Source organism: Oceanospirillum beijerinckii DSM 7166 (assembly GCF_000422425.1).
Lineage (GTDB): Bacteria > Pseudomonadota > Gammaproteobacteria > Pseudomonadales > Halomonadaceae > Oceanospirillum > Oceanospirillum beijerinckii.
Genome location: NZ_AULT01000010.1, coordinates 37,278 through 63,200, shown reverse-complemented (window position 1 = coordinate 63,200; position 25,923 = coordinate 37,278). Strand labels below are relative to the sequence as shown.

At 50.2% G+C, this 25,923-nt stretch carries 20 protein-coding genes; 11 read left to right on the top strand and 9 right to left on the bottom strand.

Annotation, left to right across the window (positions count from 1 at the left end):
- Positions 1 to 166 precede the first annotated feature (166 nt).
- Together rho and trxA are read right to left on the bottom strand one after the other, a co-directional pair.
- Positions 167 to 1,426 carry a transcription termination factor Rho gene (rho, locus tag H579_RS0104370; protein ID WP_028299670.1) on the bottom strand — a complete coding sequence of 420 codons (1,260 nt, stop codon included), beginning with the start codon at positions 1,424 to 1,426 and terminating at the stop codon, positions 167 to 169.
- A 389-nt stretch (positions 1,427 to 1,815) separates the two neighbouring features.
- Positions 1,816 to 2,142, bottom strand: coding sequence for a thioredoxin TrxA (gene trxA / locus H579_RS0104365; RefSeq protein ID WP_028299669.1), 327 nt, complete (start codon positions 2,140 to 2,142; stop codon positions 1,816 to 1,818).
- Positions 2,143 to 2,341: 199 nt separating this feature from the next.
- Here trxA and ppx point away from each other — a divergent pair, with 199 nt between their 5' ends.
- Positions 2,342 to 3,871, top strand: coding sequence for an exopolyphosphatase (ppx, locus tag H579_RS0104360; RefSeq protein WP_051227298.1), 1,530 nt, complete (start codon positions 2,342 to 2,344; stop codon positions 3,869 to 3,871).
- A 196-nt stretch (positions 3,872 to 4,067) separates the two neighbouring features.
- Here the strand turns inward: ppx and pssA are convergent, their stop codons facing one another.
- On the bottom strand, positions 4,068 to 4,904 hold the full coding sequence (gene pssA, locus H579_RS0104355; RefSeq protein ID WP_028299667.1) for a CDP-diacylglycerol--serine O-phosphatidyltransferase: 837 nt from the start codon (positions 4,902 to 4,904) through the stop codon (positions 4,068 to 4,070).
- 273 nt (positions 4,905 to 5,177) lie between these two features.
- Positions 5,178 to 6,194 carry a ketol-acid reductoisomerase gene (gene ilvC, locus H579_RS0104350; RefSeq protein ID WP_028299666.1) on the bottom strand — a complete coding sequence of 339 codons (1,017 nt, stop codon included), beginning with the start codon at positions 6,192 to 6,194 and terminating at the stop codon, positions 5,178 to 5,180.
- 344 nt (positions 6,195 to 6,538) lie between these two features.
- Here ilvC and ilvY point away from each other — a divergent pair, with 344 nt between their 5' ends.
- Positions 6,539 to 7,429: an HTH-type transcriptional activator IlvY gene (ilvY, locus tag H579_RS0104345; RefSeq protein ID WP_028299665.1), complete on the top strand. Its 891-nt coding sequence runs from the start codon at positions 6,539 to 6,541 to the stop codon at positions 7,427 to 7,429.
- 61 nt (positions 7,430 to 7,490) lie between these two features.
- Here the strand turns inward: ilvY and H579_RS0104340 are convergent, their stop codons facing one another.
- Together H579_RS0104340 and H579_RS24190 are read right to left on the bottom strand one after the other, a co-directional pair.
- Entirely contained in the window at positions 7,491 to 8,399 is a 909-nt protein-coding gene (locus tag H579_RS0104340; RefSeq protein ID WP_028299664.1) for a GntR family transcriptional regulator, read from the bottom strand.
- Positions 8,362 to 9,213 carry an alpha/beta hydrolase family protein gene (locus tag H579_RS24190; protein ID WP_051227297.1) on the bottom strand — a complete coding sequence of 284 codons (852 nt, stop codon included), beginning with the start codon at positions 9,211 to 9,213 and terminating at the stop codon, positions 8,362 to 8,364. The genes H579_RS0104340 and H579_RS24190 overlap by 38 nt, the downstream gene beginning before the upstream one ends.
- A gap of 92 nt (positions 9,214 to 9,305) precedes the next feature.
- On the opposite strand from H579_RS24190, the gene H579_RS0104330 reads away from it, so the two are divergent.
- The 5 genes from H579_RS0104330 to H579_RS0104310 all read left to right on the top strand — a co-directional run bounded on the left by H579_RS0104330 (position 9,306) and on the right by H579_RS0104310 (position 15,221).
- Positions 9,306 to 11,420, top strand: a complete 2,115-nt coding sequence (locus H579_RS0104330) for a TonB-dependent receptor (protein WP_028299663.1) — start codon at positions 9,306 to 9,308, stop codon at positions 11,418 to 11,420.
- Between the two features lie 103 nt (positions 11,421 to 11,523).
- Positions 11,524 to 12,444 carry an ABC transporter substrate-binding protein gene (locus H579_RS24185; RefSeq protein ID WP_051227296.1) on the top strand — a complete coding sequence of 307 codons (921 nt, stop codon included), beginning with the start codon at positions 11,524 to 11,526 and terminating at the stop codon, positions 12,442 to 12,444.
- On the top strand, positions 12,422 to 13,483 hold the full coding sequence (locus H579_RS0104320; RefSeq protein WP_028299662.1) for a FecCD family ABC transporter permease: 1,062 nt from the start codon (positions 12,422 to 12,424) through the stop codon (positions 13,481 to 13,483). The genes H579_RS24185 and H579_RS0104320 overlap by 23 nt, the downstream gene beginning before the upstream one ends.
- Positions 13,480 to 14,451 carry a FecCD family ABC transporter permease gene (locus H579_RS0104315; RefSeq protein WP_028299661.1) on the top strand — a complete coding sequence of 324 codons (972 nt, stop codon included), beginning with the start codon at positions 13,480 to 13,482 and terminating at the stop codon, positions 14,449 to 14,451. The genes H579_RS0104320 and H579_RS0104315 overlap by 4 nt, the downstream gene beginning before the upstream one ends.
- The gene (locus H579_RS0104310; RefSeq protein ID WP_028299660.1) at positions 14,448 to 15,221 is read left to right on the top strand and encodes an ABC transporter ATP-binding protein; all 774 of its coding nucleotides are present in this window, start codon (positions 14,448 to 14,450) and stop codon (positions 15,219 to 15,221) included. Before H579_RS0104315 ends, H579_RS0104310 begins: the two co-directional genes overlap by 4 nt.
- 78 nt (positions 15,222 to 15,299) lie before the next feature.
- On the opposite strand, the gene H579_RS24180 is transcribed toward H579_RS0104310, so the two are convergent.
- From H579_RS24180 to H579_RS0104295, 3 genes are all read right to left on the bottom strand, one after another.
- On the bottom strand, positions 15,300 to 17,081 hold the full coding sequence (locus H579_RS24180; protein WP_051227295.1) for an OFA family MFS transporter: 1,782 nt from the start codon (positions 17,079 to 17,081) through the stop codon (positions 15,300 to 15,302).
- Between the two features lie 310 nt (positions 17,082 to 17,391).
- On the bottom strand, positions 17,392 to 17,883 hold the full coding sequence (ilvN, locus tag H579_RS0104300) for an acetolactate synthase small subunit (protein ID WP_028299659.1): 492 nt from the start codon (positions 17,881 to 17,883) through the stop codon (positions 17,392 to 17,394).
- Between the two features lies 1 nt (position 17,884).
- Positions 17,885 to 19,606 carry an acetolactate synthase 3 large subunit gene (locus H579_RS0104295; RefSeq protein WP_028299658.1) on the bottom strand — a complete coding sequence of 574 codons (1,722 nt, stop codon included), beginning with the start codon at positions 19,604 to 19,606 and terminating at the stop codon, positions 17,885 to 17,887.
- A gap of 1,069 nt (positions 19,607 to 20,675) precedes the next feature.
- Here H579_RS0104295 and H579_RS0104290 point away from each other — a divergent pair.
- The 4 genes from H579_RS0104290 to H579_RS0104275 all read left to right on the top strand — a co-directional run bounded on the left by H579_RS0104290 (position 20,676) and on the right by H579_RS0104275 (position 25,820).
- Positions 20,676 to 22,889 (top strand): GAF domain-containing protein, encoded by a 2,214-nt coding sequence (locus tag H579_RS0104290; protein WP_028299657.1) that lies wholly within the window; start codon positions 20,676 to 20,678, stop codon positions 22,887 to 22,889.
- Positions 22,890 to 22,892: 3 nt separating this feature from the next.
- Complete coding sequence (locus H579_RS0104285) at positions 22,893 to 24,182, top strand: zinc metalloprotease (protein ID WP_028299656.1); 1,290 nt, start codon at positions 22,893 to 22,895, stop codon at positions 24,180 to 24,182.
- Between the two features lie 89 nt (positions 24,183 to 24,271).
- Positions 24,272 to 24,952: an HlyD family secretion protein gene (locus tag H579_RS0104280; RefSeq protein ID WP_028299655.1), complete on the top strand. Its 681-nt coding sequence runs from the start codon at positions 24,272 to 24,274 to the stop codon at positions 24,950 to 24,952.
- Between the two features lie 19 nt (positions 24,953 to 24,971).
- Complete coding sequence (locus tag H579_RS0104275; protein WP_084623917.1) at positions 24,972 to 25,820, top strand: efflux RND transporter periplasmic adaptor subunit; 849 nt, start codon at positions 24,972 to 24,974, stop codon at positions 25,818 to 25,820.
- Positions 25,821 to 25,923 lie beyond the last annotated feature (103 nt).

The window sequence follows — 25,923 nt, the reverse complement described above, 5'->3', positions numbered from 1 at the left end:
AACTTAGCAGCTAATAGACATTCAAAAACTGTCGCGGTCAGCAGTCTTACACTGATTATAGTGACGGCTTTATGTTGCCAGTTACAACTGAAAAGCATTCCCATAAAAAACTCAGGGCAATAAAAAGGGCAAGCCTTGGCTTACCCTTTTTCAATTCACGGAGTGATTACTTCCGCTTCATCGCCTCAAAGAACTCATCATTGGTCTTGGTATCTTTCAAGCGATCAATCAGGAACTCAATGGCACCGGTGTCTTCCATTGGATTCAGCAGCTTACGCAGAATCCATACCCGTTGCAGTTCATCTTCACTGGCCAGCAGGTCTTCACGACGAGTACCAGAGCGACGAATATTGATTGCAGGGTAAACACGTTTCTCTGCGATCTTACGATCCAGATGCAGCTCCATGTTACCAGTACCTTTAAACTCTTCGAAGATTACCTCATCCATCTTGGAACCGGTATCAACCAGAGCGGTTGCGATAATGGTCAAACTGCCGCCGTGCTCGATATTACGTGCCGCACCAAAGAAACGCTTTGGTTTTTCCAGTGCGTGAGCGTCCACACCACCGGTCAGTACTTTACCGGAGGAAGGAATCACAGTGTTGTAAGCACGGGCCAGACGGGTAATGGAGTCCAGCAGGATCACAACATCTTTTTTATGTTCTACGAGACGTTTCGCACGCTCGATCACCATCTCAGCCACCTGAACGTGACGGGCTGGCGGCTCATCGAAGGTCGATGCCACAACTTCACCCCGTACAGAACGCGTCATCTCGGTCACTTCTTCCGGACGCTCATCGATCAGCAGTACGATCATGTGACATTCAGGATTGTTACGGGTGATGGAAGAGGCGATGTTTTGCAACATCAGGGTTTTACCGGCTTTTGGAGGAGATACGATCAGGCCACGTTGACCTTTACCCACCGGAGCGACCAAGTCGATCACACGAGCTGTCAAATCCTCTGTGGAACCGTTACCGATCTCCATCATCAGACGATCGTCCGGGAAGATAGGTGTCAGGTTTTCAAACAGGATCTTGTGTTTGGAGTTTTCTGGCTTGTCGAAGTTAATTTCATTTACTTTCAACAGTGCGAAGTAACGCTCACCATCCTTAGGCGGGCGGATTTTACCGGCGATATGATCGCCCTTGCGCATGTTGAAACGACGGATCTGGCTCGGTGAGACATAGATATCATCTGGGCCGGCCAGGTAAGAACTGTCTGCGGAACGCAGGAAACCAAAACCATCCTGCAGGATTTCCAGTACGCCATCACCGTAGATATCTTCACCGCTTTTCGCGTGTCGTTTAAGAATGGCAAAAATGATATCTTGCTTGCGAGAGCGAGCAACGTTGTCGACACCCATTTCCTGGGCTAGTTCTAACAGTTCTTGAACAGATTTTTGCTTTAATTCGGTAAGATTCATGGGTCTTAATTTAGGTATTTAGGCGTAATGCTCATCAGAAAACCTGATTGCATGGATTGGTTAAGATTGGGACTGTACGGACAAATATAAGGTTTTACGAGATGACGTAAACGCGGAATCCCTAAAACGGATTGTCCAACAGTGCTATAAAGGAGATGTATTGGCTAGAAATACGTTAGGTCTAAAATAACACCAACGTAATGAATATGCTAGTTTTTATACGGGTACTGATCAAAATATTTCGTTTTTGATCAACTTTTAACAATAAAACAGGCTGTTGTGTTGTCGTCAGCCACATTAAAGTGACTCGCTTCAAATGAATAGCAGACAAACCGTGTTTTAAAATAAAGAATGACATGCAGGCGCAAAAGCGCCTGCATAATACAGTCTTACAGGTTGCCATCCAGGAAAGCGACCAGCTGTGATTTAGACAGCGCACCGACTTTTGTGGCTTCTACATTACCGTTTTTAAACAGCATCAACGTAGGAATGCCACGAATGCCAAACTTAGGTGGCGTCTCAGTGTTCTCATCGATGTTCAGCTTGCAGATCTTCACCTTACCCGCATACTCGCCTGCAATATCTTCCAGAACAGGGCCGATCATTTTACAAGGGCCACACCACTCTGCCCAATAATCTACCAGTACAGGAATGTCGGAATTCAGTACGTCATCTTCAAAAGAAGCATCTGTCACATTGACAATATTTTCGCTCATTGAACTGCCTCCGGGGCAAAACCAATTGATGTTGCGCCATATAATAGCATCGTAATGCTTGACGGTAAAAGTAGGGATTAGCACTCTCGCAGTTACAACACTTTTAAAAAGGTTTTTTTAACCGATGTCACGGATTAGTCATGTGACACTTTTATGATCATGCCATAATTAGGGATATTATTTTCACAGGCCTCCAACTATGAATGAAACGGAAACCTCAAACTCAGCGCCACTGGCAAACAGTGACAGCGACAAACTTGCAGCGATTGACCTTGGCTCTAATAGCTTTCACCTGATTGTATCTCGCATGGCCCACGGCGAAACCCGCACTCTGGAGCGCCTGGGTGAAAAAGTGCAACTGGGAGCAGGTCTTGATGAGGAGAGCAACCTAACCGAAGAAGCCCAGGAACGAGCACTTAATTGCCTGCGTCGTTTTGCTCCATTTCTGCAAGGCATTGAACACGATAATTTACGTATTGTCGGTACCAATGCATTAAGGGAAGCTGAGAACGCACAAGAGTTTCTCGATAAAGCAGAAGAGATTCTGGGTCATCCGCTGGAAGTGATCAGTGGCCGCGAAGAGGCTCGTCTTATTTATGTGGGTGCTGCACAAACCCTGGCCACACAGAAAGGCCGTCGCCTGGTTGTCGATATCGGCGGCGGTAGTACCGAGTTTATTATCGGTGAAGGCTACGACCCACTAGCACTGGAAAGCCTGCATATGGGCTGTGTTGCCTACAGTAAGCGCTTTTTCCCGGACGGCCAGATCACAACTAAACGCTATCAGCAAGCCATCCTGGCGGCTAAAAACGAGCTACTCAATATTGTTAAGCCCTATAAAAAGCTGGGTTGGCAGCAGGTTGTTGGCACATCTGGCACCATTAAAGCCACAGCGGCCATCATGGAGCAGAATGGCTGGACAGAGCACGGCATCACCCGCGGCCCTCTGAACCAACTGGCCAAACATCTATTACGTTTTAAGCAACTGGACGATATTGAAATGCCGGGCCTGAAGCCCGAACGCGCTAAGGTATTTCCTGCCGGTGTTGCCATTTTACAAGCGATCTTTGAACTGCTTGATATCGAGCATATGGAGTTTGCCGACGGTGCGCTGCGTGAAGGGATTCTGCACGATATCGTAGGCCGTAATGCCCATCAGGATATCAGAGAAAAAACAGTCCGCGCGCTGATTGAGCGCCACCAGATTGACACACTCCAAGCAGAAAATGTCGCTATCACAGCTGAGCATCTATATAAACAGACCAAAAAAGAGTGGCAGCTTAATAGCGAAGACCTGCACTTATTACTGATCTGGGCAGCCAAGTTACACGAAATAGGCCTGTCGATCGCTCATAGCCAGTTCCACAAACACGGTGCATACCTGCTGCAACATTCAGATCTGTCTGGATTTTCCCGTCAACAGCAGGGCATGCTGGCCGCTTTGGTACGCAGCCACAGGCGCAAATTCCCTATCAGCGAACTGCGCTTGCAACCGGCAGGCATCCAACAAGCCCTTATCCACCTGGCCATATTGTTACGCTTGGCAATATTACTCAACCACAGCCGACTGGATGATGCCTATACCGACGTCAAAATAGAGGTCAAACAAAAACAGATCACCCTGACCTTTAACCCAGACTGGCTGGAGGACAATCCGCTCACGGTAGCCGACCTGGAACAAGAGCAGGCTTACCTGGATAATGCCGGTTTTACACTGAGCTTCCAGTAGTCAATCTATCTATATCAGCCGTGCAATCATTGACTACATTTGTACGGTTATACTTATAGCGATTAGGGGGACCCCATGTATGGGCCATCCCTTTAAACCGACATAAAAAAACGCCCCATGCACGACCTTTTTCAATGAAGGTTACTGTGCAATGGGGCGTTTTTATACAGACGGCCTTATTATTGAGCTACACCCATCAGACCCCACTGTCTTTTTTCGCTGGTTTAAGCTTAAACAGCGCGCGGTAAGGCCCAGAACAACCGTAAATCATAAAGATCACCAGCAGCACCGTAGCCGGATCATAGGCAATAACCACAAAGATCAGCGCTACAACAAACATCGTCAGGAAAGGAACACGGCCTTTCAGGTCGATATCTTTAAAGCTGTTGTAACGTACATTACTGACCATCAGTACGCCCACTGAGGCGATAATAAACGCCAAAGCATATTTATAACTCAGAGCACTCAGTTCAAGATCATTAAAGGTCCAGACAATACCAGCAATCACTGCCGCCGCCGCCGGGCTCGGTAAGCCGATAAACCAACGTTTATCCGTGGAACCAATCTGGGTATTAAAACGCGCCAGACGCAGGGCTGCACCGGCAACATAAACAAAGGCCGCGATCCAACCCAGCTTGCCGATATCCTCCAGCATCCAGCTAAACGCCACCAGCGCAGGAGCTACGCCAAAGGACACCATATCCGCCAGACTGTCATATTCAGCGCCAAAATCACTCTGGGTATTGGTCAGACGCGCCACGCGCCCATCAAGGCCATCCAGCACCATGGAAACAAAAATAGCAATGGCTGCGTTATCAAACGCGCCATGCATCGCTGAGATGATGGCAAAAAAGCCTGAGAACAGGGCGGCCGTGGTAAACAGGTTCGGCAGTAGATAAATGCCGCGACGACGTACCTTTTGCCCCTCTTCTACGGTCTCTTCTTCAACCTCATCTTCTCCCAGAGATAACATGCGGGTCTCTTCCACAAAATCGTCATCACCCGTATGAGGATGTTTTTCCGGATTGTTCATTCAAGCAACCTGTTAGAAAAAAAATGAAGCTGTTATTCTACACATATCGCTTCCCAAGGCACCATCATCAACATCAATCAGATATCAGAAAGTCATAAAAATATGCTAAACAGACGCTATTTTATGGGCAAACTTATAGACAGACATGGGAAAGGCACTTCGATAAAGTGCTGCGCATTTGGATAAAAATATTCATTTTGGCGCGCTTACAGAACGTTCAGGCACAAAAAAAGCCAGCATAAGCTGGCTTTTTCAGAGCAGAGAGAAAGACTATTAGTTCTTCTCTTTGTCTACAATCTTGCTTGCCGCGATCCAAGGCATCATCGCACGCAGTTTCTCGCCCGTCTCTTCGATTGGGTGAGCTGCGTTGTTACGACGACGCGCAGTCATGGATGGGTAGTTAGTCTGACCTTCCGCGATGAACATCTTCGCGTACTCACCATCCTGAATGCGCTTCAGAGCGTTACGCATGGCTTCACGAGATTGCTCGTTGATTACCTCAGGACCAGTCACGTACTCACCATACTCAGCATTGTTAGAGATGGAGTAGTTCATGTTGGCGATACCGCCTTCGTACATCAGGTCTACGATCAGTTTCAGCTCGTGCAGACACTCGAAGTAAGCCATTTCTGGAGCGTAACCCGCTTCAGTCAGGGTTTCGAAGCCCATTTTAACCAGCTCAACCGCGCCACCACACAGTACAGCCTGCTCACCAAACAGATCTGTTTCAGTCTCATCTTTGAACGTCGTCTCGATGATGCCGGAACGACCACCACCAACGCCCACTGCATAAGACAGAGCCAGTTCTTTAGCACTACCGGAAGCATCACGGTAAATTGCGATCAGATCCGGGATACCGCCGCCTTTAACGAACTCAGAACGTACAGTGTGACCAGGCGCTTTAGGCGCAACCATGATTACGTCCAGATCAGCGCGAGGCTCAACCTGGTTGTAGTGGATAGAGAAGCCGTGAGCGAAAGCCAGAGTAGCACCTTGCTTGATGTTAGGCTCGATCTCGTTTTTGTACAGCTGGCCCTGGAACTCATCCGGAGTCAGGATCATTACTACGTCAGCTGCAGCAACTGCATCAGCAACATCAGCAACTTTCAGGCCGTGAGCTTCAGCTTTTGCACGGGAAGAAGAACCAGCACGCAGACCAACAGTCACGTCAACGCCGGAATCTTTCAGGTTACACGCGTGCGCGTGGCCTTGAGAACCGTAACCGATGATAGACACTTTTTTGCCCTGGATGATGGAAAGATCACAATCTTTATCGTAATAAACCTGCATGGTTCTACTTCCTTAAAATTTTGATTAACTGTTTAGCGCCTGCCGTTAGGGTAAGCAGGCTGCATATAGGGTCGGCAGTAAAGCTCTGTTAGCTCTTGCATCTATTTCTTTGCTTTACAGATCATTTGATCTTCTCAACTGAAGCAGTGACAGGTCTTTGCCCATTCGTTTGCTCTTATTGGCGTTTACCGCTTCAGCCTTGCCTTATTCGTTGAGCTAAAGATACCGACTCATAACCATTGCGTAAAATGATATATATGCAATGTTATATCCCGTTTTTTGCAACACTATCTCTCTAACACTATAATCACCTGAGATTTCATCACCTTGCAGGTTAAAGTCCTATGGATATCCGCCAGCTCAAACATTTTGTCGCCCTGTCTGAAACCCTGCACTTTGGCCGCGTCAGTGAAGCCTGTCATATCAGCTCATCGGCGCTAAGCCGCAGCATCAAGCAACTGGAAGATACTCTGGGGGTTGCGCTGTTTGAGCGCGATAACCGCACCGTTACACTGACCCGGGAAGGAGAAAGATTTCAGACCTATGCCAGAGATGCCTTAAGTCAGTGGGATATGATTCGCCACACCCTGCTGGAAGACGCCAGTCAGTTACACGGTGAGATCAGCATGTACTGCTCGGTAACTGCCAGCTATAGCTTCTTACATGATATTCTGCGTCGCTTTCGCAGCCGTTTTCCCGGTATAGAAATAAAGCTGCATACTGGCGAGCCAGGCCCCGCCGTCAGCCGGGTTATAAATGGTGATGAGGATGTATCCATTGCCGCTCGTCCCGATCACCTGCCCGCCAGTCTTGCGTTTAAATCCACAGGGTTATCTCCACTGTATTTTATCGCCCCGGTGGATGATCCTGTACTTAACCCTCTGGTGGAACAGGAAGTTAATGCTATCGATTGGCGTAAAGTGCCTATGATTCTGCCTGAGAAAGATCTGGCCCGACGCCGGGTGGATCAATGGTTCAGTAACAAGGGAATTAAACCGAACATCTATGCTCAGGTCGCCGGTAATGAAGCGATTGTCAGCATGGTCAGTCTGGGGTTTGGTATTGGTGTGGTGCCAAAAATCGTACTGGATAACAGCCCTCTGGCCGACCGTGTAAAAGTATTATCGGTTACCCCGACGCTGGCCGCTTATGATGTCGGGGTCTGTGTACTGAAGAAAAAACTGAAGAACCCTTTAATTGAAGCGTTCTGGTCACAGCTGGATACGGATACCTGAGCGAGATATGTTCAGGCATCGTTAAGCTGGAAAATGGCTGCTCCGGTGGTGATCAGTGCAATTATTCTGGTACACCCAGCTGTCCCTTGGAAGAGATGCCCAGGTGACGCTCCATCAGAGTCGCTGCCCACTCAAAGTCCCGCGCTTCAATCTGTTCCAGAATGTCCAGATGTTCCTGACAGGACTGCAGCATACGCTCCGGGTATAACACCGCACCGGATTCGGTAAAACGTCGCATCCGGTTATGCTGACGAATAATCTCACTGAAATAGCGATTACCGGAAAAGTCCGCCAGCATCTGATGAAAGCCCGCGTTAATATTCAGCAATGCATGGTGAGGGGTTTCAAATACCAGTCCATCCACCAGTTGTTTATGCATGGCCAAACAGGCCTGAAAACGTTCTGGCTCTGGTTGAAAACCAGCACTGCGAATAGCGGCCGGTTCAATGATCCGGCGTAGCTCATAGCTATCCTTATTACTTTCCACACAGCCGATCAGACGGGTAAACAGCCAGCCTTTGCCCTGCGCCTTCTGCAATAGCCCTTCGCTGACCAGTTGTGTCAGTACCTTGGTCAGCAGCGCTTTAGGCACATCGTAGCGACGTAACAGGTCTGCTTCAGTGACATGTTCTTCCAGTTGCCCCTGCACCCGGTCCTGACCGATCTGCACATACAACTGATCCTGCGGTGATTCTGGTAACGTCATCTCAACCCGCATCAGAGCAGGACTGTCCATGGCCAGACGCATACCGCCACCTGGACGGGGTTCAACCACCTGGAAATGCTCCAGCAGTTTCAACGCGGCACGAATCGGAGAACGGGAAACCGACAGCTTTTCTGCCAGCTCCCGCTCAGATAAAGCACTGCCTGTGGTCAGGCCCTCCCGGATAAAGAGGGCTATCAGCTGATGACTCAGCTCAGCCTGTAGCGGGTTAATGCTTCTCAGGTTCTCGTCCTTCTGAGTGCTCAAAGCGGGGTTCTCCATGACTAATCCAACGGGCAAGAAAGTCGGTGGCATCAGGGATCAGAGGGAAGCCCTCATGATGAACACCCGGAATCACATCCAGCTGTACCTGACAGCCCTGATCTCTGAGCGCAGAGGCCAGCACTGTGGCACGTTCCAGACGGTTGCGACCGGCTTTATTGCAATCGGGGCGCCAGTACCGGGAGGCTGGTGTCAGGTTGATTTCGCTGCCATCCAGATCCTGTTCGCCCACCATAATCTGTATAGGTATACTTTTTATGGTATCAAAGTCTGGATAAATACCAAAAATTTCTTTGCTATCCGATAACCCCATCCACCAGCGTTCATCACTGGGCAGGGTGACGATGCCAGGAGCGGCTACCGAAACCGCCTGCAGGCGATGAGGGTGCAGGTAGAGAAAACGATGGGCAAACTGTCCACCACCAGAAAAGCCGTGCATCAGAAAACGATCACGACGGGCAGAGAAGCGTTCCGCCACCTCTTCCAGCATGGCCAGCAGAACCAGGTCATAACGAATCCCTTTTTCATACAGGTACTTATAGCCACTGGTATCGTCTCTGTCCGGGATGCCCACCGGGAATAACGGACACAGAATAATGCAGCCCTCGCGCTCAGCAAAGTCTGCAAAACGATCCCGATAACCCTCAACGGTACGGCGGGAGCCATGAATTACGGCGCAGACCGGCAGATTTTTCTGCTGATGAATCTGCTGAGGCACATAAAGACAGTAGCTGAATCTGGGGTCGGCCTGACAGGCGTAGAAGGTGGTCGCACCCACGTCATAAATACCAAAAGACAACTTGCCCTCCTTGTGGTTTTTTTATTAAGATAAAAACCAGTTAATAAAAACGATTATCAAATACATTATTTTTAAATTTGTTGATTCTACCTATGAAATACTCAATCGTCGCCCCTCTGATACTGAGCACGGCTGTCGCAAGCCCTCTGGTGCTGGCTGCATCGTCCAATCCACAACAGCAGGATGATCTGGTGATCAGTGCATCCCGCCATAACACGGTACTGAGTGAGATCCCACGCTCTGTGACTGTTATCAATCAGGAGGAACTGAGACAGCAATTCAGCATCTCCTCATTACTGGGAGATGCCCTAGGTAAGCTGGTGCCTGGTATGGCCCCGGCGGGTAAAACCATGACCAATAACAACCAGACTCTGCGTGGTCGTAAGATGCTGGTACTGGTGGATGGCATCCCACAGAATGCCAACCGTAATATCTCCAGGGATCTGGCTGGTATTGCCCCGGAAACCATTGAGCGCATCGAAGTGATTCGCGGTGGCAGCGCTATCTACGGTAGCGGTGCTTCGGGTGGTATTGTGAATATCATCACCCGCAAAAATACCGGTGTTTCAGAATCCACTATCGGAATGAATACCTCACTGACTCACGGTAAGGATTCTGTCGGCTGGAAAGCATCACACACTGTTTCAGGCCAGAGTGATCAACTGGATGGTTCGCTGGATTACGGTCTGACCGTAGGTTATGAACAAACTGGCGGTTTCTTTGATGCCGATGGCGATCGCGTTGCGCCTGAACTGGGACAAAGTGATCTGAGCGATACCGGTTCGCTGACACTAGCGGGTAAAGTGCGCTGGAGCGATGACAAGCAGGCGATTACGCTGTCGGTGAATCATCTGGAACGGGATCAGGATACTGACTATACGCGGGTTGATGGCCCTGACGGTAAAGCGCTGGCGGTATCCGGCCTGGCACTGGATAAGCAAACCGCCGTTGAGAATACTCAGCTGAATCTGGCCTGGTCACTGTACGAAACCGCTTTGGGGGCGCTGGATGCCCAGCTGTATTACCGCGATACCTATAACCGTTTCCTGCCCTTTGATGGCCGTCCTTATGGTTCATGGAACCATCTGGCTCAGACTGAACTGTCCGGTCAGTACTGGGGTTCTCGCCTGACCATGAACACCCCGGTTAACGATGCCGTTATGCTGCGCTGGGGTGTGGACTTTAACCACGCTACCGAAGACGGCCCTGCGCTGATCTACGATGGTGATATTTACGACAACAGCAATAAGCTGAACTTTGTTCAGACCGGTAAAAAAGGCTTTGTACCTGAGATCCGTCAGAAAACTCTGGGAGGTTTTGCTCAGCTGGAAGCAGATCTGAGCGATAACCTGATCTGGGAAGGTGGCCTGCGCTACGAAACCATCAGCGCTGAATTTGATGATTATGTCACCCTGGGCCAGGAAGTCCCCATTGATGGCGGTCGCATCTCTTATGACGATGTGATGTTCAATACCGGTCTGACCTGGTTGGTAACAGACCAGACCGAAGTATACGCCAACTTCTCTCAGGGTTTTGAGCTGCCAGATCTGGGCCTGCGTCTGCGTTATACCTCCAACTTTGATGCTGGTAGTTCCGAACTGGAACCGATGAAAACCGATACCTATGAAGTGGGTGTTCGCTCTGACCTGGGTGATACTCAGCTGAGTGCGGCGGTATTTCACAGCACCTCGGATCTGGGGAGTATCGCCATTGAAGACTTCTCTCTGGTATTGCCTCGGGTTAAAGAACGCATCACTGGCCTTGAGCTGACCGGTCGCCATCAGCTGAATGATCAATGGCGCCTGGGTGGCCTGCTGACCTGGATGAAGGGGGAATCCTACGACAAGAACCAGGGCAAATGGCTGGATCTGAACAGTTTCCGTGTCCCTCCTGTACAACTGAACGCTTACGTGCAGTATCAGCCGTCAGCGGACTGGCTGCATAAAGTTCAGGTGAACCATTCAGCGGCTCGCGATGAAGCTTTCAAAGATGGCGCAGGTTGGGGGCGAGGCGAAGTTAAGGCCTATACTACACTGGATTACTTTGCCGCGTATCAGTTAGGACAAGGCAGTATTAATGTCGGGATCGAAAATCTGCTGAATGAAGATTACCGCACCGTACTGGGACAGCTGAACCGTTCGGAATCTCAGGGGCAACACTACGCACCGGGACGTACTCTGATGGTGTCTTATCATCATCAATGGTAATGCAGTCTGACCAATGAACTTACGGTATAACCGGCACAATCTGCACCGGGACAGGGCTATAGCCCCCTGTCTCCGGGCAGGCAGAACTCTGGTTCTGTTTCTCATGGCAGGCCTGTCTTTGCTGATCGCAAGGGCAGGCTTTTCTGCGTCTTTAACTCACAATCCTGTTAACCCTGACCGTTCTGCTGAAAGCTGTCATTGGGTCGAGCATGCAATGGGGCGGAGTTGTGTGCCTCATCAGGTACGCCGATTGGTGGTACTGGATACGGGAGAACTGGATATCAGTGTCGGGTTGGGGCATTTACCCGTGGCGACCACCTATCCCTACCAGATCAATCATCTGCCAGACTATATCCCAGCAGATCAGACACCAATTCCTGTCGGATTAAACTCAGAACCGGATCTGGAGCGTATTCTCCAGCTGCAACCGGATCTGATTCTGGGCAGTCGTTCAGTGCACGGTCATCTGTATCCAATACTGAGCCGGATCGCACCGACGGTACTCAGCGAACGCATCGGTGTCAGCTGGCGGGATAATCTGCAGCTGTTTGCCCGTGCCTTACAGCAGGAACAAAAAGCCAATGACTGGCTGACCGGTTTTGAACAGCAATGTCAGCGTATCAATGCTTTATATATACAGAAAGGCCGCCCCTCGGTGTCTGTGGTGCGTTCCATGCAGGACCATGTGCGTCTGTATCTGCAGGATACTTTTATCCACACCTTATTGGACCAATGCGGTATTCGCCGCCCTGATAATCAGGATATTAAAGGCTTTGCCACCCGGCTGCGTTCACCGGCACAGATTCGTCAGCTGGAAGGGGAATTGATCCTGTTAAGCGAATACAGCCCGGAGCTGGGATCTATGATTCGCCAGTGGCAGGGCACCGGCTTCTGGTCATTACTCAAAGGCCGGATTATCCCGGTGGATGACCATTACCGGATGCTGGGCATAGGACCGCTGGCGGCAGAACAGGTATTACACGATCTGGAGGCAATTATTCGTGCTTACACGCCATCATCCTGAAGCGACAGCCGCATCCGGGTTATTCAACCTGATCCGGCAGTACGCTATCTGGCTGGTTCTGGTTACGGTATTGCTGGCCTCCATGCTGCTATCTCTGCTGGCCGGTTATCCACAGCTGTCTTTAGCTGACTTATACCTGAGCCTGGTATCTGACACCCCATCAATTCAACAATCCATTCAAAAACCCATTCAGCAACTGGTACTGACAGAACTGCGCTTTCCCCGGTTGATAGCGGGTCTGCTGACCGGTGCTGCTATGGGTTGTGCTGGTTTTTTATTACAGCGACTGAGCCAGAATCCTCTGACCAGTCCTTCGACACTGGGTGTGACTCAGGGTAGCGCACTGGCTCTGGTGCTGGTATTTATTCTGGGTATCGAAATGAGCCCGGTAATGCGTTTTAGTGCTGCACTGATCGGCGCTCTTTTTGCCGGAGGATTACTGCTGGTACTGATGTTGGCGAACCGGCAGCGTAACGATACCAGCACCCTGATTCTGCTTGGAGCACTGATGGCCAGCTTTTTTGCTGCACTGACTACCAGCATGCTGTTGCTGGAGCAACACGCGATTAATGCCATTCGCTTCTGGCTGTCCGGCAGTCTGGCGTTTGTCCCTGCTGAGTTACTGCCGGTTCTGGCGCTGATCTGTCTGAGCTGTTTTTCCGTTAGCTATCTGATGCTGCCCGGGATTAATCTGGTCACTACCGGAGAAGCCAAGGCCAGCAGCCTGGGGATTTCTCCCATACGGGTCTATCTGGTTGTACTGGTTCTGATTCTGTTGCTGACCGGAGCCTCCGTTGCGGTAACCGGACCGATACTTTTTACCGGTTTAGTGGTGCCTCATCTGGCCCGGTTACTGGTCGGTGTTAAAGCGAGTGCTCATCTCAGCGCCAGTTTGTTACTGGGAGCGATTATGATGACCCTGGCCGATGGCCTGACCCGTTGGGTTGCTCCGGAAACACCGGCATCTCCCAGTATTCCTATGGCGATTATTGGCGCGCCCTGGTTTATGTGGCTGGTGTATCAGAGGTATCGGACATGAGCTATCTGTTGCGTCACTCATGGCTGATCGTTCTGGCACTGATCAGTGTGTTGCTCTATCTATTTAATGGCAGTGCCGATACCTTGGCTTTACTGCTGTCAGAGCAAAGCGAGCTTGCCTGGCAGCTGGTTATGGAACTGCGAGCCCCTCGTTTGTCACTGGCCATCACCGCGGGGGCCTGCCTGGCCTGCTCCGGACTGTTGCTGCAGACTCTGACCGGAAATCATCTGGCGGATCCCGGTATTCTGGGCATTAATCAGGGGGCTGCGATTGCGGTACTGTGTAGCGTTATGCTTTTACCAGAGCAGATGCTGGCCGGGCAGGCCTTGGCGGGGACTGCAGGGAGTCTGCTTGCCCTGACAGTAATCGGCTGGCTGAGTCAGCGATTAAGCCCAGTGGCTCTGATTCTGTGTGGTATCGGTTTATCAGCTCTGCTTTCTGCTTTACTGAATCTGCTGATGCTGAACGCAGAAACTCACCAGATTGGTCAGGTGTTAACATGGCTGTCGGGCAGTTTATCCGGTGCTTATCAGGAGAAGTCACTCTGGTTGCTGACCTTGGCTCTGCCTGTATTGATGTTGTCTATACTACTGGCTCTGCACCTGAAACCCATGCTGCTGGATCAGCATACCGCGATGGCGCTGGGGCTGGAGTCATCTACTCGTCTGTATTGTCTGTTAGCGGCAGGGGCACTCAGTGCGCTGGCGGTCACCGCTGTTGGAGCACTGGCTTTTATTGGCTTGTTAGCCCCGCACCTGGCCCGCTTCAGTGGTGAGAAAACACCTGCAGCTCTTTTGTTACCGACGCTGTTATGGGGTTGTATTCTTTGTGTATTGGCGGATCTTATCGCCCGTACTTTATTTGCGCCAATCCAGCTACCCTTTGGACTGATCATTGCCATTACTGGCGTACCTGTCTTTATCTTCCTGTTACTGAAAAAGCCTCCGGCTGCAAAGGTGCTATCGTGACTGCTATTTCTGCTCATCATATCTGCGTGCAATACCAGCAGACTCAGGTGCTGAAAAAACTGGATGTGACTTTGCCAGAGGGTAAGGTGACAGCCCTTTTAGGGGCGAATGGTTGTGGTAAGTCGACGCTGTTAAAAGCCTTATCGGGGCAACAAACGATCACAGAAGGGGAGATCAGATTAGATCAGGACCCGCTAGGCGCGCTCTCCCGTAAAGCGATTGCCCGTAAGCTGGCTTTTCTGCCTCAGCACCCGCAAGCACCGGATACCATGACGGTGGCAGAACTGGTGATGCTGGGGCGTTATCCATACCGCCGCTTTCTGGTGATCAGTTCTGCAGAGGATCATCGCATTGTGCAGGATGCTCTGGTAAAAACCGGATTGGAAGCTCTGGCTAATCGGCATCTGAATCGTCTGTCTGGAGGTCAGCGCCAGCGCGCCTGGCTGGCGATGGTGCTGGCCCAGCAGGCGCCACTTATGATGCTGGATGAACCCACTAGTTTTCTCGATATTGCCCATCAGTATGAGCTTCTGTCTCTGGTACGACAGCTGAATCGGGAACAAGGTACGACTGTAGTTATGGTACTGCACGATATCAGTCAGGCGATCTACTTCTCAGATCATATTCTGTTGATGAAACAGGGGCAGATTCTGGCCCAGGGTGCACCAGGCGAGGTGATCAATGAGGACAGTATTCAGCAGGTGTTTGGTTTTAACTGTCGTCTGGAGCAATCGGGGCAGACACAACTACTGGTGCCAGAGGGGTATTGATAGAGAGTCTATTGAATCAGATGTCGTGATATTAAAAACGCTCTGCCGGATTAACCGGCAGAGCATCTGAACAAGGTATCAGGCAGGTTCAGCTTCCTTGTTTGATGTGTTATCTGTTTTTTGCACGGGTTTATCAGGTGCATGTTCCGGGTGGGTATTATGCACGTAGTGCTTGTCATCCACATGCTTGATGCCCAGATTAGCAAAGAAGGCAATGACCAGCAGTGCTGCCATCGCATACATGGTGGTGTTATACAGACTGGAGGTTGGATCAACCGTACCTGCCGGGGCGATTTCCATCAGCCTGGAGATCGTTACCGTTTTGGCTGCAATCAGGTTTTCCAGTTGATCCATGCCTGCCCCAAAGGCCTGACGGAAGGCTTCCGGGTCGACTTTAGCCGCCAGATCTTTCAGGGCATCTTCCACCGACATCTGACGCAGATAGGTAATGGCAAATGGCCCCAGAACCCCTGCGGTGCTCCATGCGGTCAGCAGACGGCCGTGAATACCACCCACGTGCAGAGTGCCGAAGATATCAGCCAGGTAAGCCGGAATAGTGGCAAAACCACCGCCGTACATGGTGAAGATGGTCATGGTCGCACCATAGAACAGTACCAGCCACATGGTAGACGGCTCTACGCTGACCTGAGTCGCCACGAAGGGAATCGACAGATACAGCAGCGTGCCCAGCACAAAGAAGCAGTGGTAGGTGTTTTTACGGCCAATAAAATCAGAAATAGAAGCCCAGAAGAAACGCCCCACCATATTGAAGACACTGATCATCAGCACATAGGTGGCGGCGAAACTGGCATCGACAATTTCGGGTAGGGTCGAACCAAAGATCTCACCCATCATGGTCTTGGCGACACCAATTACCCCGATACCGGCCGTCACGTTCAGGCAAAGCACAATCCACATACGGGCAAACTGAGGAGTTTTAATCGCCTGGTCGATATGAACATGATTATCAGAGATCATCTTCTTACCGGATTTCTCATCAGATGGCGGTGTCCAGCCTTTCGGCGCCCAGTCTTTTGCCGGTACGCGATATGAGAACGCCGCAATCGTCATAATGACAAAATAGACAATACCCAGGGTCAGGAAGACGCTTGCGGCACCGGTATCACCCGTGCCGACAACATAGACACCTTCAGGTCCGGGCACTGGCACTTTAGCCATATCGGCTGCTGTTGCCACAACCACTTCAACCTGTTGTCCCGCAACCTCAGCAAAACGACGACCACCTTCTGTGATCAGATTAACATCGGCCAGCTTACCCAGATATTGCGGTGCTTCGTAATACACAGACAGCAGCCAGGTTTTCAGGGGCGCACCTATCATCGCACCACCACCAAAGCCCATAATCGCCATCCCGGTCGCCATCCCCCTTCGGTCCGGGAACCAGCGTATCAGGGTACTGACCGGGGAAACATAGGCGAGGCCAAGGCCACAGCCTCCTATCGCTCCATATCCGAGATAGACCAGCCAGAGCTGATGGGTCGCGATACCGGCACTGCCGATCAGAAAGCCGCCTCCCCAGCAGATTGCAGCCAGAAAGCCGACCATACGCGGGCCCACTTCTTCCAGCCATTTACCGCCAATCGCAGCAGCCAGCCCCAGGAAAACAATCGCGGTGGAGAAGATCCAGACCACGGAACTGAGTGTCCAGTCATCCGCTGCACTGGCGACTACGCCCACCTGCTTCACGAGAGGTGGGTTGAAAATACTCCAGGCATAAACGGAACCGATACACATGTGAATTGCGATTGATGCGGGCGGCACCAACCAACGATTAAAGCCCGGCTTAGCAACGATCCGGTCTTTCATCAAAAAGGCCAGAGGCCCTGAAGAAGCAGACATAAATGAACTCCATTCTTGTTGTTATGACATTTGGAATTGAGGTCGGAGGGTTGGGGTTGTTCTGTTAACGTCCGAACCTGTCACAGGGTTCAGCAAGAGGTAAGCCATTATGCTATTCCCCTTTATTAACAAGGGGTTAATAAAATCAGACACCGAATAATCCACTCAAATACGAACAAAACAACCCAGCACAAACACCGAATGTGTCATTTTGTCCTATTCACACAGACATAAAAAAACCGCCCCTTGTTTGCACAAGGGGCGGTTCTGACACTTAGCAAGAAAGTATCTAAACGATCGAAGCCAAAGCTTACAGGCTTAACACCTTCTCTCCGCGGGAAATACCGGAAACACCGGTACGCACCACTTCCAGAATGCCGTTAACGCCCAGCGCCTGGATAAAGGCATCCAGCTTTTCGTTATCTCCCACCATCTGTACGGTGTACATGGTGTTAGTCACATCAACGATCTGACCCCGGAAGATATCGGTTGTACGCTTCACTTCGGCACGCTGAGCACCCACCGCTTTCACCTTAACCAGCATCAGCTCACGCTCAACGTGAACGCCTTCGGTCAGGTCAACCAGTTTCACCACATCAACCAGCTTATTCAGCTGTTTGGTGATCTGCTCGATCACCTGGTCTGAGCCTATGGTGGTCAGTGTCAGACGAGACAGCGTTGGATCTTCTGTCGGTGCAACGTTCAGCGATTCAATGTTGAAGTTACGCTGAGAGAACAGGCCTACTACCCGTGATAACGCACCGGCCTCATTTTCCATCAGAATTGAGATAATGTGTCGCATCTTAGGTACGCTCCGTCTTGCTCAGCAACATGTCACGCATCGATCCCTGAGGAATCTGCATCGGATAAACGTGCTCTTTCGGATCGACCATTACGTCGACAAACACCAGCTTATCTTTCATGGCAAACGCTTTTTCCAGCGTCGGCTCCAGATCTTCGATCTTCTCAACCTTCAGTGCCACATGACCATAAGATTCAATCAGCATCTTAAAGTCAGGCAGAGACTGCATGCAAGACTGAGAGTGACGTTCCTGATAGTTCAGATCCTGCCACTGACGCACCATACCCAGAGATTGGTTATTCAGGTTGATAATTTTCACCGGAATACCAAACTGGCTACAGGTTGACAGTTCCTGCATCATCATCTGGAAACTGCCCTCACCGGTGACCAGCGCCACATCGTTGTCCGGGTAGTTCAGTTTGATACCCATGGCCGCCGGGAAACCGAAGCCCATGGTGCCCAGACCACCGGAGGTGATCCAACGGTTTGGTTTATCAAACTTGTAGTACTGCGCCGCAAACATCTGGTGCCGACCCACGTCGGTTACTACATATGCATCACCACCGGTCACTCGCCACATGGCTTCAACAGCCTGCTGAGGTTTGATCGGACGATCTTCTTCTGCGGTATACAGTACAGAGTGGCTGGCACGCCAATCATTGATCTGCTTCCACCAATCTGCCAATGCATCTGTATTCGGACTTGTTTTAGCCTGCGCCAGCAGCTCCAGCATCTCGTTCAGTACAGAGTCTACCGGACCTACAATCGGCACATCGGCACGAACGGTCTTAGAGATAGACGCCGGATCGATATCCACATGGATAATCTTCGCCGTCGGACAGAACTTGCTGGTGTTATTGGTTGCACGGTCATCAAAACGCGCACCGATACACACAATCAGGTCAGAATGGTGCATGGTCATATTAGCTTCATAGCTACCATGCATGCCCAACCAACCGATACTCTGTTTATCGGTTTGCGGATAAGCACCAATTCCCATCAGAGAAGATGTCACCGGGAAGCCCAGCTTCTTCGCCAGTTCAGTAAACTGAGAAGCCGCTTTACCCAGAATCACACCACCGCCCGCGTACAGAATCGGGCGTTTGGCTTTTAACATCATCTCAACCGCTTTCTTAATCTGCCCCGTGTGACCACGCACTACCGGGTTGTAAGAGCGGATTTTAACCTTCTTCGGATATTCGTATTCAAAACGATCGGTCGGAGCCGTCATATCCTTAGGAATATCCACAACAACCGGACCGGGACGCCCGGTTGAAGCGATATAAAAGGCTTTTTTGATCACTGCTGGAATTTCGGAAGGATGTTTCACGCTGAAACTGTGTTTTACCACAGGACGGGAAACACCGATCATGTCGGTTTCCTGGAACGCATCTTCACCAATCAGGTGACTCATCACCTGACCACACAGTACGACCATAGGAATAGAGTCCATATAGGCCGTCGCGATACCGGTTACAGTGTTGGTCGCACCTGGACCAGACGTTACCAGAACCACACCCGGTTTACCGGACGCACGAGCGTAACCGTCAGCCATGTGGGCTGCTGCTTGCTCGTGGCGGACCAGAATGTGTTTAACCTTGTCTTGGCGGAATATGGCATCGTAAATATGAAGAGCCGAGCCGCCGGGATAACCGTAGATATACTCAACGCCCTCATCCTGGAGAGAACGAACGAGCATGTCGGCGCCAGAAAGTAATTCCACCGTAGTGAACCCCCTAAAAAATAGTTCGAGTGCAAAAACGAACAGATATCAGACGAACAGTCTTTCTTCTATTTATTGCGCTAAGACAGAGCCCCTCACTCAGAGGAAGCCAAATCAAAGTCTCAGCAAGAAAAAGCTGATCACGATAATAAAAATCCAATGTGGCTGATAAAGGGCAGCCACCTTTAACTTCACTAGTCATGCAGGCACATGACAAGGCTGCCTTACCTGGCACTTAGGACCGGGTGGGTCCTGCACTCTTCTTCGCATAGGTAGATGCGGGTCGGGGCGTCAGCCAGGCCTGGCGGGTTAACCTGGGCCTGCTATTCCTTCGGCGGGTAAATTAGCCTGTTTACCCTTCACGTAGACTTCGGGGGGTCGCCCATTATCTCTACGCCCGTAAAATAAGGAGGAGTAGGTTCTTACAGACCTTGACGGATGTCAATAGAACAATAGCGCTAGTGCAAAAAGGACAGAAAATATTTCTAAAACAGGTGCTTATTTTAGATTTTTCTTACCAAATAGCCTCAGATTTTATATGCCTTTAGATTATTCACTCCATCACTGTTGATGTATTTTGCAGTAAGCAAAACCGGCAGTATTGCTTATCATGTAGCATGAGCAAGACTAATCACGGGTTAAACTGAAAAATGTGAGCCGACCACAATGGATTCCCCATAACGCTCTAAACTAAAATATTATTTATAGAAATTTGGCACCTGAACTCACTCTAAGCACCTACACAAAAGTTTGTCGGCAGTGAGACCCTTTCCTCTCCGGTCAGTGACCAGAGAGGAAGGAAATATTTATGTTGAAGTACTCAGGCTTTACCGCCAAACATTGATACAGAGGAATAACCATGACTCAAGGTGACAGGTTCCTCAAAGTGTTTATAGCAGTACTCTGGAGATGAAAAGCGTTCAAACCCGCATGCGAGCCTGAAGCACCAAGTCCAAGCCAAAACGGCAGGCTAATTTAGCTTTAATCTTAGTTATGTGATACCAACCTTAGTCCTGTTTCAGGCCTAAGGCTTTTGCATCTATGGCAGGTGCATGTAGAAGGATTCTGTATGGCCTCAGTTCCCAAGCGTCCTCAAGTTCAAACCAACCCAAAGGTCGCTACTGTGCTCAAGCCAGATAACCCGTCTGGCATTAAGCAACCTGTAACCCGCCGCCCTGGCCCCAAACCCATGCACATGGGTCCAAATCCTGGGGTTCGCCGCCCAAGCCACTTAGGCATGAAATCAACAGCTACGGCCAAGACACAAGCCGAAGGCGCTCAGCATACCGGTCGCAATAGACAAACGCCGCCTCAACAGCAATCGGTAGACCGTCCAGCTGCGACGGACCACCTGCAAAAGCAAGTGGAGCAACTCCGGCTAACTCAAAGCCTGACCCGGGAGTTTGTCAGCACCACAGATATGACCAAACTATTATCTGTGATTTTCGAAAGGGTATTGGAAGCCCTGAATGCAGAAGCGGGTTCATTTTGGATTGTAGATGGCAAACAGGAAGAGAATGTTTGTAAGCTGGCCGAAGGCCCTACTGCAAACCAAGTGATTGGCCTGCGTCTACCGAAAGGCGTAGGTATTGTGGGTAGTGTAATTAATACTCGAATCCCTGAAATCGTAACCGATGTACGTAACGATAAGCGCTTTACCAATACCGTAGATGAAAAGACCGGCTTTGTGACCCGCTCTATGATCTGCGTCCCCCTAACTATTGATGATCAGATCTACGGCGCAATTCAGGTACTGAACCGCAAAGACAGTATTGACGGTACCTTTAATCAAGATGATCAGCAAATGATTGAGGATCTGGCTATGAGCGCCGCCATCTCGATCAAGAATGTGCGTTTCCTGCAAACAGAACAAAAGGTTAAGGAGATGAACACCCTGCTGTCCATGTCACAGCAGATCACCTCGACACTGGATATCAACCACGTACTCACCTCGGTCACCACCCTCGCTAATGAGTTGGTCGAAATCGAATACTGTGCCATCGCCCTGCTGGATGAAAACAGAGACACACTCTTTATGGGGGCAGCAAGTGAAGACAAACATAAGCAGTGGTCGGAAAAACTGACAGACGCCCTGCTGGAGATGATGCAGAAAGTGCGGGAAGCCGGTCGCAGCGTTTATGTTGCTGATAGAGAGAAGTATCGCAAAAAGGTCGATGATCCCGACAATAATATCTGGCTTAACTTCCTGCAGCGGGAAGGCACTCAATCCCTGTGGATGATGCCGCTAAAAGATGACGAAGGTACCTTAGGTGTGATCGCCATGATCAGTAAGGAGAGCGGTTTTGCCAGTAGCACCAAGGCCGATATTCTTAGCATTCTGGCAAATCAAACCACCATCTCCCTGCGTAACGCCAGCCTGTACCAGAAAATCCCTTTTGCCGGAGCCTTAGGTAAAGTGGGTGCCAGTAGCCGTGCCGCCATGGTGTCCTGGCGTAAATGGACCATCATCTGTGTCGCAGTCGGTCTAATTGCTGCCACTCTGCACTACGCCCCCTTCTTCCGTTCCGTTACCGGCCATGTGGTGGTAGAAGCCAAATTGGGTCAAGGCCTCTTCCTACCGGTTTCAGGTGTCATCAAAGAGATGCACATACGCGAAGGCCAGAAAGTAAAACCCGGACAGCTCTTATTTCGACTGGATGACAGTGATCTGCGCCTGAGCCTGATCGAAGCAGAAAGCAAGCTGGCAGTACTGGAACGACAGATTATTGAAGCCCGTGCTAAAGATGACGCGGCTGAGCTCAGTCGTCACCTGATTGATCGCAACAGCGTCAGAGCTCAGGTAACCAAAGCCAGAGAAGATCTGCATAAGGTGGATGTCAGAGCCACCCGTCCCGCTATTGTACTGACCCCTCGTACCGATGAGCTGGTGGGGCGCAACTTCAGCCTGGGCGATGAAATCCTCCGCCTGGCTGACCCAGATAAACCAACGGTAATCGTCAAACTGGCGGAAGAAGATGTGCTGGATGTGAAGATCGGCCATCAGGTGACCGCCGTACTGAAAGCCCGCCCCGGCGAATATTTCTCCGGCAAAGTCGCTTATATTGGTCGTAGTTTTGATGTCCCCACTCAGGCACTGGACCAGGAAGCTAAATCCGAGCTGGAAGAGAACGAATTTATTGCCGAGCTGGTGATTGAGCAGGCACCGGATAACCTGCAACCGGGTATGACAGGAGTCGCCCGTATCAATACCCCGGAAAGCTCGACCCTGATCCGTATGGCCCGCCGGGTACGAAACTTCTTCCTGTTCTGGTTTGGAGTCTAGTCCATGTCAGACACCATCCCTTTACCACTGCGGGAAGATTTAACCCAGCGTAAGATGATGATCGATGGAGAACCCTCCTACATCATCAAGGATGTCGAAAAGCAGAAGTATTTCCGCTTTGATGAGGCTCAGTTTGACCTGATTCGGCTGTTTGACGGTGCTCGTAATCTGAGGCAGTTGGTGGAGCTATTTAACGAAACCAGCGCCAAATACGAGTACGACAACGAAAGTGCCGAGGAGCTGTACAAGTCCCTGAAGGACAACAAGCTGCTTAAACGCAGTAAACATGAAGAAAATATCGCTCTGATCGAGCGCTTAAAGGATGAGAAACGCAGCAAATTCCTGCAAGCCAAAGGCTCCATGCTGCTGATGCGTTTCCACCTGGTAAACCCCAATACAGAATTTAATGCCCTGATCGATAAGGTCCGTTTTTTATGGCATCCGCTGTTTGTTAAAGCCTGCCTGATCTTTATGTTTTCTGCTCTGGTACTGGTGCTTGGGCAACTGGATCGTTTTGTAGACGATTTTGAGCAGGTATTTTTTACCATGCACGAAAACTGGCTGAACTTTTTAGGGGTATGGATTGTAGCCCTGGTGGTAATTGCTCTGCACGAATGCGGTCACGGGCTTACCTGTAAAAACTTTGGCGGCGATATTGATGATATGGGTTTTCTATTACTGGTAATGCAGCCCTGCCTCTATTGCAACGTTAACGATGCCTGGCTATTTGAAAACAAACGCCACAAGATCTACGTCGCTCTGGCCGGGATCTATACCGAACTTTTGCTGGCGGCGATCTCAGCTTATATCTGGCTGATAGCGGATGTAAACAGTATTCTGGGCACTATCGCCTTTATTATCATGACCATGTGTACCGCCCAGTCGCTGCTTTTTAACCTGAATCCCCTGGTGAAGTTTGACGGCTACTACATTCTCAGTGACCTGATGGAGATGCCCAACCTTAAGCAGAACTCCACGGTTTGGTTCTCCAGGCTGTTAAAAACCAAAGTGTTTCGTATGGATGTAGAGGCCCCTTTAATGCCCACCGAGCGAGAAAGGCGCTTTTATATGATCTATGGTGGTCTGGCTCTGCTTTATATCAGCATAATGCTTTCTACTATAGCCTATCTTGGTTACAGCTTTATCGCCCAAACCCTGGGCTTCTGGGGGGTTCTGCTTTTTATCTGGCTGGTCGCTAAAATCATCGCCAAACTGACCAACACCTGGCCAAGGGCGATGAAAGAGTGGAGTATCACTGTGTTCTGGAGTAAAAACGTCGCCCTTGGACGCTAGGAATCTTATGCCTGCTTAGCGTAACCTTATTCACCCTCAATCCCAGAGTTCGGGTACTGGCCCCTTGCGAAAGCGTCACTCCCAAACAGGTGATTCATGCACCGGAAAGTGGTTTTATTACCCTCGCAGCGATTGATGCGTACCATAAACCGACTGTTGCCCCCGGTGAACGCTTCTTTCAACTCTACTCTCCGGAACTGCAGCTCCAGCTTGAACAAGCCACATCTCAGGTACAGGGTATACAGCTACAGATCCAAGTCGCTGAAGCAGAACATGAAGGTGCTGAAGCAAGCCGTTTAAGGGCAGAGCTTGTCGCCGCCCGTGAAAATCTGCAGCACCTGAGACAACGTCAGCAAAAATTGAACATTCCTCTCCCAGAAGGCGACTGGCTGGTAGAAGCGATGCCTGTCGCCATGATTCAGGGCCGTTTTTATAGCCAGGGTGAAGAGATAGTCAAATTGCGCCCAGCCACCAGGCAGCTGATTGATATCGGTATTGAACAAGCAGACCGAGAACTGATTCAGCTGGGACAACAAGCGCGCATCCGACTGCAAAACGGTGACCTGATTACCGGACAGGTATATGAAATGGCGCCACTGGCCGAGGCCTACGGCCCGGATCGTAAGATTAATATCCGGGTGCAAACCCAATCCAGACCGATCCCGGAAGAATTAGCCTGTCAGGCTGTAATACTGGCCGAACACCGCCTGCTCTGGGAACACTTGTGGCGTCCGGTGCGCAAGATGTTAAGAGCAGAGCTCTTTATCTGATCTAGACAGAGATATTTTTATGACCATGCAAACAACAATTGCCAGTCCATCGTTCACTAATCGACAGATGTGGCTGGGAATAGCTTCCAGTCTATGCTTATTGCTTAGTTTGAGTCTTTTATCTCCAATGAGTCAGGCCAACGAACTGATTAGCGGCGTTGTAATGCCAAAGCAGCAGGCCAAGCTGACCTTCGAAAGCAATGGAGTCCTCACTCAACGGGTAAAGCTGGGAGAGAAGGTTTATCAAGGTGATGTACTGGCCCAGCTGGATAGCCGCAAGGAAAAAGCTGCTCTGGCCAAAGCTCAGGCAGACCTGGAAATAGCCCGCACAGAAATGAAAAAGGCCAAGCGGAACCTGAGTAATATGCATCGCCTACATCGAACAAAATCAGTCTCTGATAACGATCTGTTTGATGCCCAGATAACATTAAGCAGTAGCCAGGCCGGTATCGAAAGAGCTCAGGCATTATTGGAAAGTGCCCGTATAAACCTGGAGCTGAAAACACTGCGCGCGCCCTTTACCGGTGTTGTCACCGATACCAAGCTACAAGCGGGAGAGTATATTGAAGCGGGAGATGAGACCCTGACGCTGTCTAATATCGATCAGCTACAATTGAGTGTGGATATCTCCCTGGAGATGTCCCGCGGACTGACAGAAAATACTGAAACGATTATTCATGATAACGGGCAGGATGTCGGTATTATTCGTGTCGATACGATCCTTCCCGTATTGGACCCTGCCAGTGGCTTACGCAGGGTCGTCTGGCAGGTCACGCCATTACACTCAAAAGAGGTCCTGGCAGGACGTTATGTGCAACTAAAAACATGGGCCATTAAGCCCCCTGTTAAAGGACAGTCTAAAGAATAACGCTCCGTCTCACTGAGCAATCAATACACAGCTGAGCAATCAATACACAGCTGAGCAATCAATACACAGCCGAATAATCAATACACAGCTGGCAAGGTCTGAC